Origin of the sequence: Achromobacter aegrifaciens, from assembly GCF_902859965.1 — a bacterium.
GTDB classification, from domain to species: Bacteria; Pseudomonadota; Gammaproteobacteria; order Burkholderiales; family Burkholderiaceae_B; genus Achromobacter; species Achromobacter aegrifaciens.
Genome location: NZ_CADIKO010000002.1, coordinates 1,271,818 through 1,290,118, shown reverse-complemented (window position 1 = coordinate 1,290,118; position 18,301 = coordinate 1,271,818). Strand labels below are relative to the sequence as shown.

The 18,301-nt window shown below is 64.5% G+C and carries 16 protein-coding genes; 3 read left to right on the top strand and 13 right to left on the bottom strand.

Going from position 1 to position 18,301, the window contains the following annotated elements:
* Window positions 1-22 precede the first annotated feature (22 nt).
* The 8 genes from HV793_RS17180 to HV793_RS17145 all read right to left on the bottom strand — a co-directional run bounded on the left by HV793_RS17180 (window position 23) and on the right by HV793_RS17145 (window position 8,070).
* Window positions 23-946: a bifunctional helix-turn-helix transcriptional regulator/GNAT family N-acetyltransferase gene (locus HV793_RS17180; protein ID WP_175213644.1), complete on the bottom strand. Its 924-nt coding sequence runs from the start codon at window positions 944-946 to the stop codon at window positions 23-25.
* A gap of 127 nt (window positions 947-1,073) precedes the next feature.
* Complete coding sequence (locus tag HV793_RS17175) at window positions 1,074-1,934, bottom strand: hypothetical protein (RefSeq protein WP_175213643.1); 861 nt, start codon at window positions 1,932-1,934, stop codon at window positions 1,074-1,076.
* A 228-nt stretch (window positions 1,935-2,162) separates the two neighbouring features.
* The gene (locus tag HV793_RS17170; RefSeq protein WP_175213642.1) at window positions 2,163-3,386 is read right to left on the bottom strand and encodes an LLM class flavin-dependent oxidoreductase; all 1,224 of its coding nucleotides are present in this window, start codon (window positions 3,384-3,386) and stop codon (window positions 2,163-2,165) included.
* Window positions 3,383-4,141, bottom strand: a complete 759-nt coding sequence (locus HV793_RS17165) for an LLM class flavin-dependent oxidoreductase (protein WP_175213641.1) — start codon at window positions 4,139-4,141, stop codon at window positions 3,383-3,385. Before HV793_RS17165 ends, HV793_RS17170 begins: the two co-directional genes overlap by 4 nt.
* On the bottom strand, window positions 4,134-5,171 hold the full coding sequence (locus HV793_RS17160) for an aliphatic sulfonate ABC transporter substrate-binding protein (RefSeq protein ID WP_175213640.1): 1,038 nt from the start codon (window positions 5,169-5,171) through the stop codon (window positions 4,134-4,136). The genes HV793_RS17165 and HV793_RS17160 overlap by 8 nt, the downstream gene beginning before the upstream one ends.
* Window positions 5,164-6,018: an ABC transporter ATP-binding protein gene (locus HV793_RS17155; protein ID WP_244958660.1), complete on the bottom strand. Its 855-nt coding sequence runs from the start codon at window positions 6,016-6,018 to the stop codon at window positions 5,164-5,166. Before HV793_RS17155 ends, HV793_RS17160 begins: the two co-directional genes overlap by 8 nt.
* A complete protein-coding gene (locus tag HV793_RS17150) occupies window positions 6,015-6,842 on the bottom strand; it encodes an ABC transporter permease (protein WP_244958659.1) in 828 nt (275 codons plus the stop codon). The genes HV793_RS17155 and HV793_RS17150 overlap by 4 nt, the downstream gene beginning before the upstream one ends.
* Window positions 6,843-7,119: 277 nt before the next feature.
* Complete coding sequence (locus HV793_RS17145) at window positions 7,120-8,070, bottom strand: GlxA family transcriptional regulator (protein ID WP_175213638.1); 951 nt, start codon at window positions 8,068-8,070, stop codon at window positions 7,120-7,122.
* A gap of 151 nt (window positions 8,071-8,221) precedes the next feature.
* Between HV793_RS17145 and HV793_RS17140 the strand changes: the two genes are divergently transcribed.
* The gene (locus tag HV793_RS17140) at window positions 8,222-8,839 is read left to right on the top strand and encodes a cysteine hydrolase family protein (protein ID WP_175213637.1); all 618 of its coding nucleotides are present in this window, start codon (window positions 8,222-8,224) and stop codon (window positions 8,837-8,839) included.
* 43 nt (window positions 8,840-8,882) lie between these two features.
* Here the strand turns inward: HV793_RS17140 and HV793_RS17135 are convergent, their stop codons facing one another.
* From HV793_RS17135 to HV793_RS17120, 4 genes are read right to left on the bottom strand one after another with little or no spacing between them, the layout of a single operon-like run.
* Complete coding sequence (locus HV793_RS17135) at window positions 8,883-9,776, bottom strand: NAD(P)-dependent oxidoreductase (RefSeq protein ID WP_175213636.1); 894 nt, start codon at window positions 9,774-9,776, stop codon at window positions 8,883-8,885.
* Window positions 9,773-11,515 (bottom strand): dihydroxy-acid dehydratase, encoded by a 1,743-nt coding sequence (gene ilvD / locus HV793_RS17130; RefSeq protein WP_175213635.1) that lies wholly within the window; start codon window positions 11,513-11,515, stop codon window positions 9,773-9,775. Before ilvD ends, HV793_RS17135 begins: the two co-directional genes overlap by 4 nt.
* 34 nt (window positions 11,516-11,549) lie before the next feature.
* A complete protein-coding gene (locus HV793_RS17125) occupies window positions 11,550-12,329 on the bottom strand; it encodes an SDR family NAD(P)-dependent oxidoreductase (protein ID WP_175213634.1) in 780 nt (259 codons plus the stop codon).
* Window positions 12,326-13,654 (bottom strand): MFS transporter, encoded by a 1,329-nt coding sequence (locus HV793_RS17120; protein ID WP_175213633.1) that lies wholly within the window; start codon window positions 13,652-13,654, stop codon window positions 12,326-12,328. The genes HV793_RS17125 and HV793_RS17120 overlap by 4 nt, the downstream gene beginning before the upstream one ends.
* Window positions 13,655-13,940: 286 nt before the next feature.
* Here HV793_RS17120 and HV793_RS17115 point away from each other — a divergent pair, with 286 nt between their 5' ends.
* Window positions 13,941-14,912, top strand: coding sequence for a LysR family transcriptional regulator (locus tag HV793_RS17115; RefSeq protein ID WP_175213632.1), 972 nt, complete (start codon window positions 13,941-13,943; stop codon window positions 14,910-14,912).
* A gap of 12 nt (window positions 14,913-14,924) precedes the next feature.
* Here HV793_RS17115 and HV793_RS17110 read toward each other — a convergent pair whose 3' ends face one another.
* Window positions 14,925-17,192 (bottom strand): PHP domain-containing protein, encoded by a 2,268-nt coding sequence (locus tag HV793_RS17110; RefSeq protein ID WP_175213631.1) that lies wholly within the window; start codon window positions 17,190-17,192, stop codon window positions 14,925-14,927.
* A 92-nt stretch (window positions 17,193-17,284) separates the two neighbouring features.
* Between HV793_RS17110 and HV793_RS17105 the strand changes: the two genes are divergently transcribed.
* Entirely contained in the window at window positions 17,285-18,211 is a 927-nt protein-coding gene (locus HV793_RS17105; protein ID WP_119451312.1) for a LysR family transcriptional regulator, read from the top strand.
* Window positions 18,212-18,301: the final 90 nt, after the last annotated feature.

The following is an 18,301-nucleotide window of genomic DNA, read 5'->3' as shown; positions in this document are numbered from 1 at the left end:
CCGCAGGGATGCATCGCGTGGCCTACAGATCCCGCGCCCAATACTGTCCCACAAGATCCTTGCCGAAGCTGTGGTGCTGTTCTTCCTCGACCAGTTCGAAGCCGGCCTTTTCATAGATCCGGCGCGCGTCCGTCAGCACGCTATTGGTCCACAACACCATGCGCTTGTAGCCCGCCTGCCGCGCAAAACGCAGGCACTCGTCGACCAGCCGATGGCCTATGCCCAGCCCGCGCGCGGAGCCGTCCACATACAGCAGGCGCAGCTTCGCCGTGGTTTCGTCCTGCCGCACCACGAAGACAGAGCCCACCATCTTCCCGTCCTTCTCCGCGATCCAGCAGCGCTCTCGCTCGCGGTCGAACTCCCGGATGAACTTCGCCACGATCTCGGCCACCAGCGCCTCGTACTCCGAGTTCCAGCCGAATTCTTGCGCATAGACCATGGCCTGGTTTGCCACCACCAGCCCCATGTCGCCCGGGCGCGGATCACGCAGCACATAGGGCATGGGGGCTTTGTCGCCGAGCAGGTTCTGAATTTCGTTCATGGCATTGACCAGCTGCGCTTGCGCTGGCTCCGATAGCTGTTTGAGGATGCCGATGATCTCGTTGCGCGACGCCTCATTGAGCGGAGCAAACGCCGCCCGGCCGGCCTCTGTCAGTTCCAGCAGGCCGACGCGGGCATCCGCGGCCGAGCGCGTCTTGGCGATCAAGCCTTTCTTTTCGAAGCCCGAGATCACGCGGCTGACATACCCGGCGTCCAGGTTCAGTTCCCGGCACAGGTCCGAGGTGCTGAGCGCCGGCCTGTGGGCCAGTTCATAAAGAATGCGGACTTCGGTCAGCGAGAACTCGCTGGCCAGCAGGTGCTCATGCAGGACGCCGATCTGGCGGGTGTAGAAACGGTTGAAATGCCGGACCGCTTCGGCGCGGTCGTAGAGCGATTGCTCTGTCATGGGGGAGTTCCAATTACTTGCTTAAGGCATATTATTGTTTGCTATAAGCAAGTAATTTTATATATTTTGCTATGATTATTTCAAGGCTATAGATGTTTTCTATCAAATGATTGGGCCATTTTCCGCCTTAGTTGTCGGTGTTGGGAGTTTCAATCAACTCTTTCAGCGTCATTGCGGAAAGGCCGTGTAAACGCAAGGAGCTTCCCTCGGTCGGCTCTATCGTCACATTGCCGCTTACCGGATCAAAAAGGATGATGGTGCTTCCGGTTGACGCGACATGTCGGCCTTCTGCAATCATGGAACCGTTTCTCCAGAGAGCGAGGCATGGAGTGGCCTTGCTTTTGTTCTCTTGCTGGGCAGATGTCTTTGGAAGGTCGGAGAGAATCAATCTCTCATTTCTGCTGCCGATTGGGGTGCAATGCTCAGCGGAAACTATCCAGGTTTGGAGCTGTTTCATTGCCCCCACGTATCCCAAATAGGGAAGGAGGGCAAATAGAATCAGCACGATCTTCATGGCGAAAATAAGTAGCCAAGGTGCAATGCTGAGTGCGGCTAGTGGAATGAAGCTGATTATTTCCTTGCGCAGCCATCTCCGGCCTCTTTGAATGAACTGCCAGCCAGGAATTTTGGAGAGCATGAGTGCGATGCCGCTTCCGGCCTTTATCACGGGTTCGCGCACTTTCGGCGTGTGCGAGCCAATGAAAACCAGAGTGATGGCGAGGCCTATGGCCGCCATGACGATGGCCAACAGTTTGAAGTTTTCGAGGGTGTGTATCTCGTCCGCAATTTCTATCCAGCCGGAAAACGCGTGACTGGAGAGATGCAGAAGATCTAGTGGCGTGTCATACGTCAATTCCGTAGGCACGCCAAAGCGGCTTTCAATGGCACTGGCTGCACCGTACCCCAGCATGGAGAGGGAAGCGGCTCCCAAAACCACCAATGAGGGTACGCCGATCACAAGTCCACGGATCAAGCCTTTTTCTGCCACATCAAACTCCTGTTTTCAATAAACCAGACTTATCTAGATTTACGGCAGGAGCGGATGTAAATGTACTGATATGGCGGGATTTTCTTCGTGCCTCTGGAGTAGGGGGGCAGATGCTCGTCGATTGCGGGCGATAGCGCCGCTTTTGTCCCATTTCATAGGCCCTTGGCCTACTGCGGCAGACGAATGCCTTTTCAGACCCTCATCTGGGGGGCATTGCGCAGATATTTCCTAGATTCGCTCGCCCAGCCCTTCCACCGGCAACCCCAAGCGTTCACGCAAGCCCGCTTGCCGCTCTCCATCCCGCAGCAAGCCGCGTCGGCGTAGCAAGGGCACGACTTCGTCCACGAACAACTGGAACTCGCTCGGGAAAGCATGCGGCATCAGCATGAAGCCATCGGCCGCGCCCTGTTGGAACCACTCGGCAATCAGGTCCGCGATGCTCTCCGGCGTGCCGCTCAGGCTGGCATGGCCGCGACTGCCCGCAAGTAACTGGAGCAACGCACGGATGGTCGTCGGGCGGTGGCGTTCGATTACCGAAGCGATCACCCCAAAGCGGCTTTTTATCCCTTCGAATCTATCGATGTCACCCAATATCGGCGGCAGGGGACCGTCCAGGTCGTGGGCTCCTAGATCGATTCCAAAGCCAGCCAGCCACGCCAGCGAAGCTTCCGGCACGATCAACTCGTCAAGGTCGCGCTTTTTGCGGCGCGCCTCTTCAACCGTGCTGCCGATGGCGGGGCTGATGCCGGGTATGAGCTTCACAGCACCAGGCTTGCGTCCATGCGCCGCGGCGCGTGTCAGCAAGTCGTGACGAAACGCATGTGCCTCCCCGATGGTGTTTTGCGCGGTGAATACCAGTTCGGCATAGCGCGAGGCGAAGTCGCGGCCATCCGATGAGGACCCGGCCTGCACCAGAACCGGATGCGACTGGACTGGCGCTGGCACGTCCTGTCCTTTGCGCCAAAGCTGCAGCACGTCTTGAACAGCCTGCGCGCCGATCTGGTAGCGCTGCTGATGCGGTACGGGCTTGTTCTGTCCAAAATTGGCGGCTGCCGCGGGATCGCCATTGGTCACGATGTTCCAGAGGGCGCGTCCGGCGCTGACATGAGCCAACGTGGAAAAGGTGCGCGCAATTTCTTCCGGCGTGCTCAGCGTGGCCGATCCTGTTGCGATCAAGCCCAGCCGTTCGGTCGCCTGCGCGACACCCGACAGGAGCGTCAGCGGATCCAGTTCCCAGCGCGGGCTATGGCGCGCGCCCGGATTGAACACGAAGAAATCCGCGACGAACATGGCATGGAAGCCCCCAGTCTCGGCGAGGCGGGCGATCTCCTGGTGATAGCGGATGTCACGCAGGCGTTCTGGTTGAGCTTGGGGCAGCCGCCAAGCCCCCTCGTGGTGGCCCGCGACAAAGGCGTTCACGAGCAGAATCAACGATCGATCTTGAGCGGTCATGGATTTGGGGCGGCGGCAAGACGGTTGGAGTACTGCGGGGGAATGTCCGATAGGCCTAACTCGCGCCGCAGCGTCCGAGGCGGCCGTCCGGCGGTATCCGCGACGCCCGGTTCGAACCGGGCGCGCAGCTTGCGCCATGCGGTCGGATCTGCCACGACGCCAATCCACTCACTGAAAGAGACATCCACAGTGCTGTCATCGCCCACCCTGGGCAGGCGGCCCTGCGGCGGTCGAGGAATATCGAGCGGGCCTGCCACGCGATAGAACGGCCCTGCGTGGTCCGCTGCCGCGATCCGATCCGTATCGATGTAGACGCCGCTGCGCTTGTCGAATCGATGGGCATCGTCATCCCAACTATCCCAGAGCGCATGCACCGCATCGACGTAGTCCCGAATGCGGCCAGGTTCGCGAGCGCCTGTCAGCGACCAGCCAGTCCTGCCGCCACTGATGTGATCGAGCGCCGCCAGTCGGCGGGCAGCGGTATAGGGATGGGTTTCGGCAGCGTCGACTTCGGCGAGCAGGCCTATGCGTGCGGTCAGCGGCGCCAGCGCGCCTACGACGGTCAAAGGTTCCAGCGCGCCGCGTCCGCCTGTGATCAGCGCCGCGCTTGCGCCCAACGCTTCAGCTTCGAGCACGATGTCGCGAACGGCTTGGAAATCAGGGCGCGCCGCAGGCCGAAGCACCAGCCGCGCCGGCAAGGCCCGGGGTTGATCATCCGTGTTTTGGGGCGCTATGCCTTTGTTTGATTCAGGCATGGGGCACTCCCGCCGGGATCGGGTTGGAGGGGTCACGGGCGGATCCCAAATATCCCGTCAGGTCTGTGGCTGCGGCGTCTGCAGGATCGACAAACTTGTCCAGATCCAGGGGCTTGCGGATCATTCGATTACCCAACAGGAACTCGACTGAACGCCTCAGTTCGGCCAACGCTTGCGCGTCCAGACGCGGGACCCAGGTGGAACGGCTGAATGCGGTCAACGTCTGCGCCGGGCTCAATCCGAAAACAGGAGCCAGCTCGGCGGCCGTTTCCTGGGGCCGGCGTTTCAGCGCGTCGGCGCCGCGGGCGATACCGCGCAGGTAGGCCTGGACATACTCGGGCTTCTGCTGGATGAGCGATGCGGAGGCGATGATGGGAATCAGATTGCTCTTGAGGCCCTTGCCATCGCGCAGCGTGCGTGCCTGGCCTTCGGTCTCCAACTGTGTGAAGACGGGGTCCCACACCAGCGCGGCGTCAATATCGCTATTGAGCAGCGCCGTGTTCATGTCCTGCAGAGACAGGTTGAGAAACTGCACGTCCGACAGTTTCAGGCCGGATTCGGCAAGGATAAGCGCCAGCAGTTCATGCACGTTTCCCCCGCGCAACGTCGCCACCTTCTTACCCTTGAGCTCTGCCACGCTCTGGAATGGCGCATCCTTGCGCACCATCAGCGCCAGCGTTTCCTCTCCCTTGTATGACAGACCGATAATGCGATGGTCGATTCCGGAAGCGCGGCCGATCAATGCGGCAGTGTCACCGAGCGCGGCGATGTCCAGGTCGCCGGAGGCAAACGCCTCATTGATCGACGGGCCGCCGGAAAATTGCGTCCAGATGACTTTGACGTCGTCGTGGCCGGCCTTTTTCAGTTCCTCTTCCACCCAACCGTATTGCCGGGCCAGCAGGCTTGCCGAATACGGCACGAAGGGCATGACGCCCAGGCGCAGCGTATCGGTGGCGTGGGCCGCCATGGAGCAGAGCAAGACTGCGCCGAAGACCGCCGCTGTCATGAGGTTCCGGAATCGTTCATGCATGGGTGCCACCTGCTATCGGGGTGTAAGCCGTATCGCCACGCTCTGGCACGTTGCTTGGCGGCGCTCCGGAGGCATGTTGTAGAAATTGCTCGTAAAGCGATTGGCGCAAGGCCGCGAAGCTGGCGCCTGTCCTCTTGCGCGGGTGAGGCAACTCGACATCGACCACGGCCCGTACCGTGCCCGGCCTGCTCGACAGGACGGCAATCCGATCGCCCAGATAGACGGCTTCCTCGATGTCATGGGTGATCAGCACGGTCGTCACCCGTTCCTTCTCGCGGATTCGGAGCAACTCATCCTGCATCTGCAGCCGGGTGATGGTGTCCAGCGCGCCGAACGGCTCGTCCAGCAGCAGCACGCGCGGCTCATGCGCCAGCGCACGTGCAATGGCTACACGTTGGGCCATGCCGCCCGAAAGCTGTGCAGGATAGGTGTCGCGAAACGCCAATAGCCCAACCAACTCCAGCTTCTGGTCCACGATCTCCCGGCGTCTCTGGGCGGTCTCGCGGTGCAGGCCCAGTGCCACATTTTCCGCAATCGTCATCCAGGGCAGCAGGCGATGGTCCTGGAACACCACGCCGCGTTGGAGCGATGGCCCGGAGAAAGTCTGTGCGCCTAGCGTGACGCTGCCGCCATGATCGCCATCCAGCCCCGCCAGGATCCTGAGCAACGTGCTCTTGCCGCAACCGCTGGTCCCCACTACACAGGTAATGCTGCCTTCGGGAAAGACGAGATCTATGTTCACCAACGCAGCCACATGCTGGCCATGGGGACCCAGGTATTGCTTGCTCACATTCAGGGCTTGCATGCCGTTGCCTGCCCGTTGCTGCGCTTGCGATAGGACGTTCATGTGCGTGTCATCCCCTTGAACTGAGGACGCCATAGGACCAGCGGTTGTTCCACAGCCCGTAGAACGTCGTCAGTGATCTTCCCAAGCACACCCAGGGTCAGCATGCCTGCCAGCACCAAATCTGCCTGGGACATCGCCCGGCCGTCCATGATCAGAAAGCCTACGCCGCTGGGCGCTGCTATCAGCTCGGCGGCTACAACGCACATCCAGGCCATGGCCAGGCCTACGCGCAGACCGCTCATGATCTGCGGCGTAGCGCCCGGAAGCATGATCTTGCGGATGAACAGATGGCGGGGCAGCTCCAGCGTCCGGGCCAGCTCCACGTAGCGCCGGTCCGTCTGGCGGATGGCGTCCACGGTAGTCGTCAGAATCGGAAAAAAGCTGCCGAGCACGATGATGAAAATCTTGGCGCCTTCGTCAATGCCAAACCAGAGGACCGACAGCGGAATCCAGGCGATAGGGGGAACCGGCTTGAGTATTTGAATCAGGAAATCCACGAATCGCTCCAGGCGGTTGAAGATTCCCATGGAGATTCCCAATGTCAGCGCCAGCGCGGCAGCCGCGACGAAGCCCTGTATCACCCGCAGGCCGCTGGCGCTGACGTGGCGCCAGAGTTCTCCGCTGTCGATCAGGTACGCCACCGTCTCGGCGACATGGAGCGGGGAGGGCAAGAGGGTGGGCGAAATCAGGCCTGTGACGGAAGCCGATTGCCAACCCGCGATAATGATGAGCGGCAGGCTGAGGCGTCCTGCAAGGGCGTGTGCGCCGCCGCGCAGCGCACGCATCGCCCGCAAGAAAAAGACTCCCTGTGTCTCATTGGACATTCTTTTCTTCATCGCTTTCCGGTGTGATGCCGCTGGATGATTAATAAGCGCCGCGACGATTGATGGCCATGGGCGGTTTGATCCGGCTCTGTGCGAGGCGCGGTTGATGGAAAAAATATAGCGTGGGGAGAAGGGAGGCTAAATCTTGTTTTTGACTATGCTTAGTTGGCGAGCGCCAGCTTGAAAAGACGAACTCTGTTTGAATTATTTGTTGCCCCGCGCGCATCGATCAAACCTGGCCAGCATCCGAGCCTTGGTTCGTCGATACAAAACTCCATCACCGCTGCCGGAACTGCTTCCGATAAGCGGCAGGCGACACCGAAAACGCCGCCGTGAAATGCTGCCGCAGCGACACCGTCGACCCGAACCCCGTAGCCTCGGCCACCCGGTCCACCGACAGCCCGCCCGTCTCCAGCAGGCGTTGCGCCGCGGCCAGCCTGTGGTTCAGCACCCATTGCGTCACCGTCGTGCCCGTCTTCAGCTTGAAGCGCCGGGTGAAATTGCGGCGGCTCAGTCCGGCGTGGTCGGCCAGGCGGTCCAGCCCCAGCGGCTCCTGCAAATGCTCGATGGCCCATTCCATCGCGACGCTTATCGGGTCGCCGCCGTCCTCCCGCGTCAGCGGCCGTTCGATGTACTGCGCCTGCCCGCCATCGCGGTGCGGCGCCATCACCATGCGGCGGGCCACCCGGTTAGCGAGTTCTGCGCCATGGTCGCAGCGCAGCAGGTGCAAGCAGCAATCGATGGCGGCCGCGGTGCCGGCTGAGGTCAGGATATCGCCGTCGTCCACGTACAGGGCCTTGCGGTCGAGACGGATCTGCGGGTACTTGCGGGCGAAGTCGTCGCTCCAGACCCAGTGCGTCGAAGCCGGGCGGCCGTCGAGCAGGCCGGCCTCCGCCAGCACAAAGGCGCCCAGGCACAAGCCTATGACCCGCGCGCCGCGCGCATGCGCCTCGCGCAGGGCCTGCAGCATGGTTTCCGGCGGGCGCTCGTCCGGATCGCGCCAGGCGGGCACGATCACCGTGTCGGCCCCGGCCAGGGCCGAATAGTCGTGCGGCACATGGATATCGAAACCCGACATGGTCGCGACGGGTCCGACCGCTTCGCCGCAAACCAGCAGGCGATAGCGCGGCACGCCCAGCCGGGCCAGATCGTCGCCGAACACCATGCAGGGCACGGACAGGTGGAAGGAACTGATGCCCGCGAAGGCGACGACGGCGATGGTATGCATGGCGCAAAAGGCAGGAATGCGGATTTGGCCCGATCCTATCACTAATTGGTATTCGGGCCACTTTCGGGTTAATGCCCGATGGCGCATCCTTGATGCCGTTCGCCCTCGTGCGTGAACGGCACACTAAACGCCTACAGATCAAGGACCTACGATGAACCACCCGACCATCCGCGCCATCGCCGGCGCCACCGCCCCGCAGTCCATCGACCCGGCCAGCACCGCCTTGCTGGTGATCGACTTCCAGAATGAATACTTCAGCGGCAGGCTGCCCATCCCTGAAGGCCCCGCGGCCCTGCGCAACGCCGCGCAGCTCGTTGCCCACGCCGATCAGCATGGCATCCCGGTCTTCCACATCCAGCACGCCACGCCCGCCGGCAGTCCGGTCTTCGCTGACGGCAGCACGGGCATCGAGTTCCATTCCGACCTGCGCCCCGCGCCGGGCCATACGGTGTTGCGCAAGTCCACGGTCAGCGTGTTTCCCAGCACCGACATCGACCAGCGCCTGAAGGCGGCTGGCGTACGCACGCTGCTAATCACCGGTCTGATGACGCACGCCTGCGTCGCAGGCGCGGCCCGGGACGCGGTGCCGCTGGGCTACCAGGTGATCGTGGCGGCGGATGCCTGCGCCACGCGCGACCTGGATACGGGCGCGGGGGAACAGTCGGCGTTGCCGCATGCGATGCTGCATCGCGCCGCGCTGGCGAGCATCGATGACACCTTCGGCGACATCATGACGACGAAGCAGGTGCTGGAGTTGCCGTTGGGTTGACGGAGGAGGGGGGGGCGCCAGGCGCTCCCCATCGTGCAGTCCATTACGCGCCGGCCTGGCTCTCCGCTTCACCGATCCGGAAAACTTGAGATAGATCCCAATCTCCCATGCCGCGCTGCGCGGCATCCTGCAGCAGGCGCTGCACTTCCGGCAGCACGCGTTGGATTGTGGCGCTCGCTTCGGCCAGTTCGGCAATCGCGTCCAGATCCTTGAGCAGCACGCGCACCGTGCCGGTGGCTTGCTCGGGCGGGTTCACCATGCGCGGCCACAAGGTTTGCAGCAGCACGGAATCGGCCCAGCCGCCTTGCAGGGCCGACGGCAGGGCGGCGGTATCGATGCCGCTGCGCTTGGCCAGCACGAAGGCTTCGGCCAGGCCGGCTAGCGTGGTCGCGACGATGGCCTGATTGGCGAGCTTGGTGGTCTGGCCCGCGCCGACCTCCCCCATGCGCGTGACGCGCGCGGCGTAGGCGCGCAGCACGGGCGTTACGGCTTCGATCGTGTCGGCCGGTCCGCCCGCCATGATGGCCAGCCTGCCGTTCGCCGCGCCTTCCGTGCCGCCCGAGACAGGAGCATCGATCCACACGCCGCCGGTCGCCGTCGCCCAGCGCCCAGCCAGGGCGCGAGTGAGTGCGGGCGACAAGGTCGAATGGTCGATGAGACAAGCGGGCGGCGTGGCGGCTTGCGCCAGCCCGTGCGCGCCGAACACCACGTCCTCCACGGCTTTGCCGTCGCCCAGGCAAAGCAGGGCGATGTCCACGCTCTCGCCCAGCGCCTGCGGCGTGGCCTTTGCCACGGCCCCGGCAGCGGCAAGGGAGTCGAGCTTCGCGCTGGAGCGGTTCCAGACGGCGACCTCGTGACCAGCGGCCAATAGCCGCTGAGTCATGGGTTCGCCCATGCGGCCGATGCCGCAAAAGCCGATGCGTGGCGTCTTCGTCATTCTTGGCTTCCTTGGGCAGGAGCTTCCCCGAGCGACGCTTCGTAAGGCCAGATCACGCCTCCGGAATGGGTCACGGCGCCCAGCTTGGCCGGACGCACCAGCGCTTCATACTTTTCAAGCACGCCGCCCAGCTTGCCGCGCGCGAACGGCTGGCTGGCCGCTGCTCGTTGCGCGAGTTCCTGGTCGGAGAGTTCGACGTCCAGGCTCCCCTTGATCGCATCGATGTGTATGCGGTCGCCGTCGCGCAGCAGGCGTATCGGGCCGCCCGCCGCCGCTTCGGGGCCGACATAGCCGATGCACATGCCGCGCGTGGCGCCCGAGAACCGGCCATCGGTCAGCAGCGCGACCTTTTCTCCCATGCCTTGCCCGTAGATCGCGGCGGTGACGCTCAGCATTTCACGCATGCCCGGGCCGCCCTTGGGCCCTTCGTTGCGTATCACGAGGACATCGCCCTCTCGATAGGCGCCGGCCGCAACCACCGCCATACAGTCCTCTTCCGTCTCGAACACCCGCGCCGTGCCCGAGAACACCAGCTGCTTGAGGCCGGCGGTCTTCAGCGCGGCGCCGTCCGGGGCCAGATTGCCGCGCAGGACCACCAGCCCCGCGTTGGGCGAGAGCGGTTCGTCATGCGGCTTGACCACGCGGCCGTCCGGGCCGGGGAAGGCGCGCAGCGCCGTTTCCAGCGTTTCGCCGCTTTGCGTGAGCGTGTCGCCGTGTATATGCCCGCCCGCAAGCAGGGCGTTGAGCACCGCCGGCACGCCGCCGACATGATGCAGGTCCACGGCAAGATAGCGTCCGCCCGGCTGCATGTCGCCGATCAGCGGCGTGCGCGCCAGGACTTCCGACACGTCGTCGAGCGTGAATGTGATGCCTGCCTCGTGGGCGATGGCCGGGATGTGCAGCATGGCATTGGTCGACCCCCCGGTGGCGGCGACGGCCGCGCAGGCGTTCTCCAGGCTCTTGCGCGTCACCAGGTCGCGCGGCAGCGGCCCGCCGTTGCGCAGCGCGCGCATGACGTTTTCACCGGCGCGGCGGGCGATCGCGATGCGTTCGCTGTAGACGGCCGGCACCATTGCCGAGCCCAGCGGAGCCAGCCCCAGCACTTCGGCGACCATCGCCATGGTGTTGGCCGTGAATTGCCCCGGGCAGGAGCCGGCGGTCGGCGTGCAGCGCTTTTCTATGCCGCGCAGCGTTTCGGCCGACATATCGCCGCGTTGCGCCGCGCCCACGGCCTCGATGGCCGTCAGGATCGTGGCCTGCGAGCCGTCCGGGGCCACGCCCGGCAACATCGCGCCGCCGAACAGGAACACGCCGGGGACGTTCACGCGCACCATGCCCATCAGGATGCCGGGCAGGGTCTTGTCGCAACCGGCCACGCCGACCAGCGCGTCGTAACAGTGGGCGCGCACGAACAACTCGACGCTGTCGGCGATGGTCTCGCGCGAAACCAGCGAGAACCGCATACCCGAGTGATTCATCGACGTGCCGTCGGAGACCGAGATCGCCGAGCCGCGTATCGGCACGCCGCCGCCCGCCGCGATCCCGAGACGGACGTTGTCCGAGATCTGGTTCAGCGACATGGAACAGGGCGTGTTCTCGCCGAATGTGTCGACGATGGCGACGAACGGCTTGTCGATGGCCTCGTCGTCCAGGCCCGTGGCGCGCAGGAAGGCTCGGTGCGGGGCGCGCGTCACGCCCTCGGTGACCGTGCGGGAGCGGTGTTTGTGCAGATCTTTCATGGATGGAGTTCCTAGTATCAGTATCGGAGGAGGCTCAGGTGTTGAGCATCAAGCCGTTTTCCAGGGCCAGCACCTGGCCGGTCATCGCCGGGGCGCGGGCGGTGATGAACCAAGCCAGGTCCGCGACTTCCGACGGCTGCGACACCCGCTTGAGCGGCGCGTTCTCGCGCATGCCGTCGACCACGCGCGCGTAGGCCTCGTCGCCGAGCACGCGCCGCAGCAGGCCGTCGTCGACCATGCCCGGGGCGATGGCATTCACGCGGACCTGCGGGGCGAGACTGCGCGCGAGCGACAGCGTCAGCGAATTGACCGCGCCCTTGGAGGCCGCATAGGCGATGGACGATCCCGTGCCATTCAGGGACGCCAGCGAAGAGATATTGATCACGCAGCCCGACGCCGCGCCTGCCGGACGCTCGCGCAACAGGGGAGCCGCGGCGCGCGTCATCTGGAACATGCCGATGAGGTTCACGCGATAGACGCGTTCGAACTCGCTGGCGTCGACCGCTTCCAGGTCGCCGTGCGGAATCACGCGCGTCGTGCCCGCGCTGTTGACGACAGCGTCCAGCCGTCCCCACTGCGCCGCGACCGCATCGACCATGCCGCGGCAGGCAGCGTCGTCGCCGACGTCGGCATCGACGACGATGGCCTGGGCGCCGGCCTCGCCGCACTGCGCGGCCACTGCCTCGGCCGCCGCCCGGGTGCCGTGGTCGAAATTATTGATGGCCACGGCCCAGCCTTCACGCGCGAAACGCAGGGCCGTGGCCGCGCCGATGCCGCTGGCGGCGCCGGTTACCAGACAGACGGGTACGCTCATGCCTGCCCCCGCTTCGTGCGCAGCGACAGCGCGATGAAGGCCCCGCCGACCAGCGCGCAGGCCAGCAGGATCATGCCGGGCAGCAGCTGCCCCGTGGTGTCCTTGAGAAAGCCGATGACATAGGGGCTGACGAAGCCGGCCAGGTTGCCCACCGAATTGATCAGCGCGATGGCCGCTGCGGCGCCCGCGCCGCTCATCATCGCCGTGGGAATGCCCCAGAAGACCGGCGCGATCGAATTGATGCCGATGGCGGCGACGATGAGGGCGGCCATCGACCACCACAGGTGCTCGGCAAGCAGCACCGATACCAGCATGCCGACGGCGCCCAGCACGCAGCACACGGCAACGTGGACGCGGCGTTCGTTAGTGCGGTCCGCATGGCGCGCGATGAGTATCATCGCCACCGCGCTGACCAGCGACGGCACCGCCGACAGCAGGCCGATATTGCCCAGGTTGGCCACGCCCGCGGCCCGTATCATCGTCGGCAGCCAGAACACCAGGCCGTAGTTGCCCATGGCGATGCAGAAATAGAGCAGGCCGAGCAGCCACACTTTGCGGTCGCCGAACACCTGCCGCACGCTATGGCGGGCCCGGGTGCTGTCGTCGGCCGCCAGATCCTGCGCCAGCAGGCGCTTCTCGTCCGCGTTCAGCCACTTCACCGTCTCGATCCGGTCCTGCAGCATGAAGAAGGCGGCAATCCCGACCAGCAGCGACCCCAGGCCTTCGACCAGGAACAGCCACTGCCAGCCGGCCAGGCCATGCATGCCGCCGAACCGCTCCATGATCCAGCCGGACAGCGGACCGCCGATGGCGCCCGACACAGGGATGGCCACCATGAACAGGGCGATGATCTGCGAGCGGCGGCTCGACGGGAACCAGGTCGACAGGTACAGCACGATGCCCGGGAAGAAGCCGGCTTCGGCCACCCCCAGCAGGAAGCGCAGCAGATAGAACGACAGCGGTCCCTGCGCGTACATCGTCAGACAGGAAATGATCGACCACGTGACCATGATGCGCGCGATCCAGATGCGCGCGCCCACGCGATGCAGGATCAGATTGCTGGGCACCTCGAAGATGAAGTAGCCCAGAAAGAAAATGCCGGCCCCCAGGCCGTAGACCGTTTCCGACATCGACAGGTCGGCCAGCATTTGCAGCTTGGCGAAGCTCACATTCACACGGTCGATGTAGGCGACGATGAACGACAGGAACAGGAACGGCATGATGCGCCAGGCCAGCTTGCGGTACAGCGCGTCAAGCTGCGCAGGATTCTGCGCGGCCTGCGCGCCGGCATAGGCCGGCGCGCCGCCGGAAAGGGACGAGCTCATGGGTGTTGTCTCCGTGGGTGTGTGCCATGGGGCACATCGAGTTATTCGGCAGTCTGCGAGTTCGGTTATGCGGTGCGGCATCGACGTGGGATCAATCATTGTTCCCGGTTGATCGTCGATGCTTCACGAAAGGCCTGCGCTACAGTGCTGTCCGTTCGAAGGGTACGGGTTGCTCGCATTCGGCGGCAAATCACACTTTGCGCATTTGGCATTACCATTTGGTTATGATTGGCGGCTTGCGCCATTACCCGATGGCGATCGATATCCCCGTCTTTCCATTCACGACATGTCCGCCAGCACGCCGTCCGACAATTCGATAGAACGCTTCTTCCGCAGCGGCCTGAAGCTTGGGCATCTGCGCATCCTGGTGGCGCTGGGCGAGCTGCGTCAGGTGACGCGGGTGGCCGCGGCCTTCCACGTCACGCAGCCCGCCATCTCCAAGCAGATTGCGGAGATCGAGGAGGCGCTGGCCACGCCGGTCGTGCGCCGCGTGGGCAACGCCATTGAATTGACGCGCATAGGACGCGTGCTGGTCGAACGCGGGCGCGAGATCCTGCGCCAGATCGAACTGGCGCGGCGCGACGTCAAGGCGCTGGCCTCTGGCACGGCAGGCCACGTCAGATTCGGCGCCGTGGTGACGATTCCCCAACCCCTGATCGCGCATGCCGTCGAACTGTTCACGCGGCGCGCGCCGAACGCCTCGTTCTCGTTCGTCGAAGCCACGCTCGACCGCCTGCTCAAGATGATGGACGAAGGTAACCTCGACCTGGCCTTGGGCCGCAACCGCGTGACCGGGTATCTGCCGGTGATGCGCCACGAGTCCTTGCATCACGAGCCGTTCGTATTCGTGGTGGGCACGCGCCACCCATTGGGCGGCCCCGACACCCCCGTGACCTGGGCCGACCTGCAGGACGTGCGTTGGATCACGCCCATGCAGGGTTCGCCCGCTTTTGCGACCATGGTCGAGATCCTGGCCGAACATGGCGTGACCCTGTTGCGCCCGACCATCGAGTCCAGTTCATTGGCGCTGAACCTGTCCCTGCTGCGCGACGGGGGATACGTCTCGATCCTGCCGCTGTCGCTCGCGCGCCGCTACGTGCAGCGCGGAACGATGCGGATGCTGCCGCTGCCGCCGCTGGGCCCCTTGGGCGAGGCCATCCTGTACTGGCGCGAAGACACCACGACATCCACCACGGAGCTGTTCGCCGAGTGCTTGCGGGAGTCCTCGGCGGAGTTGATCGATGCCGCCGGCGTCTAGCGGACAGCCATCTTATTTCGGCCCGGACCCGGTCCGCTCCACATAGATCGGGCTGGAGTAGATGAAGAAGCCGTCCTCGGTCGTGATGCGCAGGTACACCGCATTGTCGGAGCCTGTGTGCAGCGGCACGCGCACCCGGGCCTGCATTCGTTGCACCGGATTCTCGTCAGGCAGGCGATAGACCTGAAGCCGGCGCCGGATACCGCCGTTTTCCACGACGACCGGCTCCAGTCCGATCTGGTCGACGGGGATCTCGGTACGCACGACCGGGGTGTCGATTTTCAGCACGCCGGCGCGCGGATTGCTCAGCCGCACATCGATGCCGCTATAGCCGCCGGTGGTCAGCGAGCGCCAGCTCAGCATGTCGGGGCGAGGTTGCGCCAGGGTCTTGTCCAGGTTCCAGAAATTGATGGGCAGCGGATCGACGAAGGTGTTGCCTTCCAGGGTCGCGCTACCGTCCCAGACCGTCTGGCGGCCACGGCCGCGGTACTCGGATCCTTCCCAGACGATGCGGATCCGGCTGCCCAGCGCGGCCTCATCGTAGGGGTACAGCGTCTGCACTACGTCCATGCGGTTGCGGACTTCCACGCGCTCGATGGCGCCATGGGTCAGGACCTCGAAGGACAGCTCCAGCGAGTCGCCGTCGTACGACAGGATGGCGCCCATATCGGCCTGCGTGACGGGCTCGCGCGTGACCGGGGCGCCCAGCTTGGGATCATCGGAATAGCGCTGTGCCGGCCTGTCGAAATGCGCCTGCACGTCCAGGTAGGCGCGGCATCCGGTGGTGGCGTAGTGCCGGCGCTGGCGCAGGCATTCGGCGATCGACTGGCGGGTCAGCTGGTCGGCAATCAGACAGCTCAGGCCGCCATACGCGCCAAACAACGATGCGCCCGGATGGCTGGCGCCATGCCTGCCCTTGTGTCCATCGCTATTGGCCAGGATGCCCACGCGGTAGCCCAGCCGGAAGGCATCCTCCAGCAGCCATTCGAAGGTGCCCCAGTCGGAGTGGATCTCGATGGAGCGCTCCAGCCGCGCGTCATGGGACCGCGTAATGTCGGCGTAGCGTCCGCCGATGTGCGCGAACACCACCACATCCTCGTCCGTCAGCGCGTCGAACAGCGCATCGGCATCGTTGGCGTCCAGCGCCAGGTCCGACAGGTCGTCGATCAGGGCGTGCGAGGAACGATGGATGGGGCGGCCTTCCTTCAGGTACAGCACGTTGCGGTCGCCGCCCAGGCCGGTGTTGCCCGACCATTCATAGCCGGGAAAGATGATGAACGACCCATCCTGGTTGTATTGCGCGGTCAGCTGGTTCAGCTGTTCCCAGAACGGCGTGGTGATCTGGAAGTCATTGCCCTGGTGGCTCATGACGTCCAGAAAGGCGCGGTCGCGCGCGAACAGGATCAGGTCCTCGGCGGAATTGGTGCCTATGGTTTCCTCGGACTGCCCGTGCAGGTCGGCCCAATAGTGTCCGCGCGTGCCTTTGCCTGCCGCGACGATGCGGCAGGGCGTGCTTTGCGCCACGGGCAGGCCGTCGCGCAGCACCTCGATGCGCAGCTCGCCGGGCGCTTCGGCCACCAATCCCTCAAGCCGCGTGGCAAACTCGCCCTGGCGCATAGTGAACGTGGCGGGCAGGCCGCGCAGCGGCAGGCTGCTGCGCAGGGTGAACTCGCCGGATACCTGGTCGCAGGGGTTGCCCCATTTGTCCTCGCCCTTGAAACCCAGGCTGAAGGGCCCGCCCGCCACCGCCTGGCTGGGCAGGATGGCCTTGTAGGCGACCGGCGGCCCGGCCACCACGGCAATGGTGGGCGAGTGTTGGAGTTCGGTGTAGTTATAGGTGGCGAAGGCGTCCACCAGCACCTTGAATTCGAACGTAGGTTCGCTGAACGTCTGCACCCGCATGCCGGGCGAGCCCTGCCGCGTATCGCCGAAGCGCACCACGATTTGATCGCCTTCCTCCAGGTAGCCGCGCATCACCCGGATGAATAGCGTCTTGTCCCAAGGCCGGATGTTGCGCTTGCCGTCGTACTCCACCTGCAACACCGCGCCGTTGGAAGCCTCGACCGTGGTGTAGTTCCAGCCGTCCGGCTGATCGAACTGCGGCTTGCCCATGTCGCTGGCGAAGCGGTGCACGATCTTGAGCGAACCGGTGTCGTCGATGCCGAAATAGCCGGCGGTGTACGTCAGTGTGAACGACGCGAAGCTGCCCGCTTCGAAGCGGCCGGTGGGTTCGACGATGGCCGATCCCATGCGGTCGGCGGCGTAGGAAGAGTGGGGCATTGCGGTTCCTGGCGGGTTAGGGAAATCCCATCTTAGGGACCGCACATCCATATAGCTATAGTATGCAAACTATTCCATCATGACGTCGCTACATGACCGAGCCGATCGAATCCGTCTCCTTGCGCCAGTTGCGCGCGCTGGTCGCTATCGGTGAAACGGCCAGCTTCACGGCCGCCGGCGAACGCCTGGGCCTGTCGCAACCTTCGGTCAGCCACCTGATCCGCCGCTTGGAGGCCGAAGTCGGCCAGCCGCTGGTGGTGCGCGGCCGCGAGGTCTCCTTGACCCGCGACGGCCAGGCCATGGTCGACGCGGCGCGGCGCGCCATCCTGGCCATCGACAGTTCCATCCAGGAATGCCGCGAACACTCCGACCTGAAGCGCGGCAAAGTCATGGTCGCCGTGGGCCACGTCAGCGCGGCCACCTTGTTGCCGCACATCCTGATGGAGTTCCGCCAGCGCCACCCCCAACTGGACCTGATCGTGGTCGACTGCATGGTGCAGCAGATCCGCACGCGCCTGCTCTCGCACGAGGCCGACGTCGGCCTGGGCGCGGTCATGCAGGACGACGACTCCCGCATCATGGTGGAACAGCTTTCGGACAGCGGCGTCGCGCTCTTCGCGCGCATGGATCATCCCCTGGCCAGGCTGGACGAGGTCGACGCCAAGGTGCTGGCCGAATTGCCCTGCATCCAGCTGAACCCCGAAGCGCCAGCCTGGCTCAACATCAGCCGCCGCTTGATCGCCGCGAACATCTATCCACGCGTCGAACAGCGCGTCGTCCTGCTGTCCACGGCCATCGGCCTGATACAAGCGGGCATGGGCGTGGCCATGCTGCCGCAGATCGCGCGCGGGCAGATGCCCGCCGGCATCAAGGGCATCGCCTTGCGCAACCCGGCGCTTGAATGGCCGATCTCCATCGCGCGCCTGGCCAACTACCCATTGTCTCCCGCGGCCCAGGCCTTCGTCGCCGTGGTCCGCTCGGTCTCCCAACGCCTGCGCCGCGACGCCGCCATGCCGTGATGGCATGACGCTATAGCACCCCGCCTATTTTTCGGGGTTGCCTGCTCCGATACGCTGCTTGGCATCATGCAAGCCCGCATGGTTTCCATC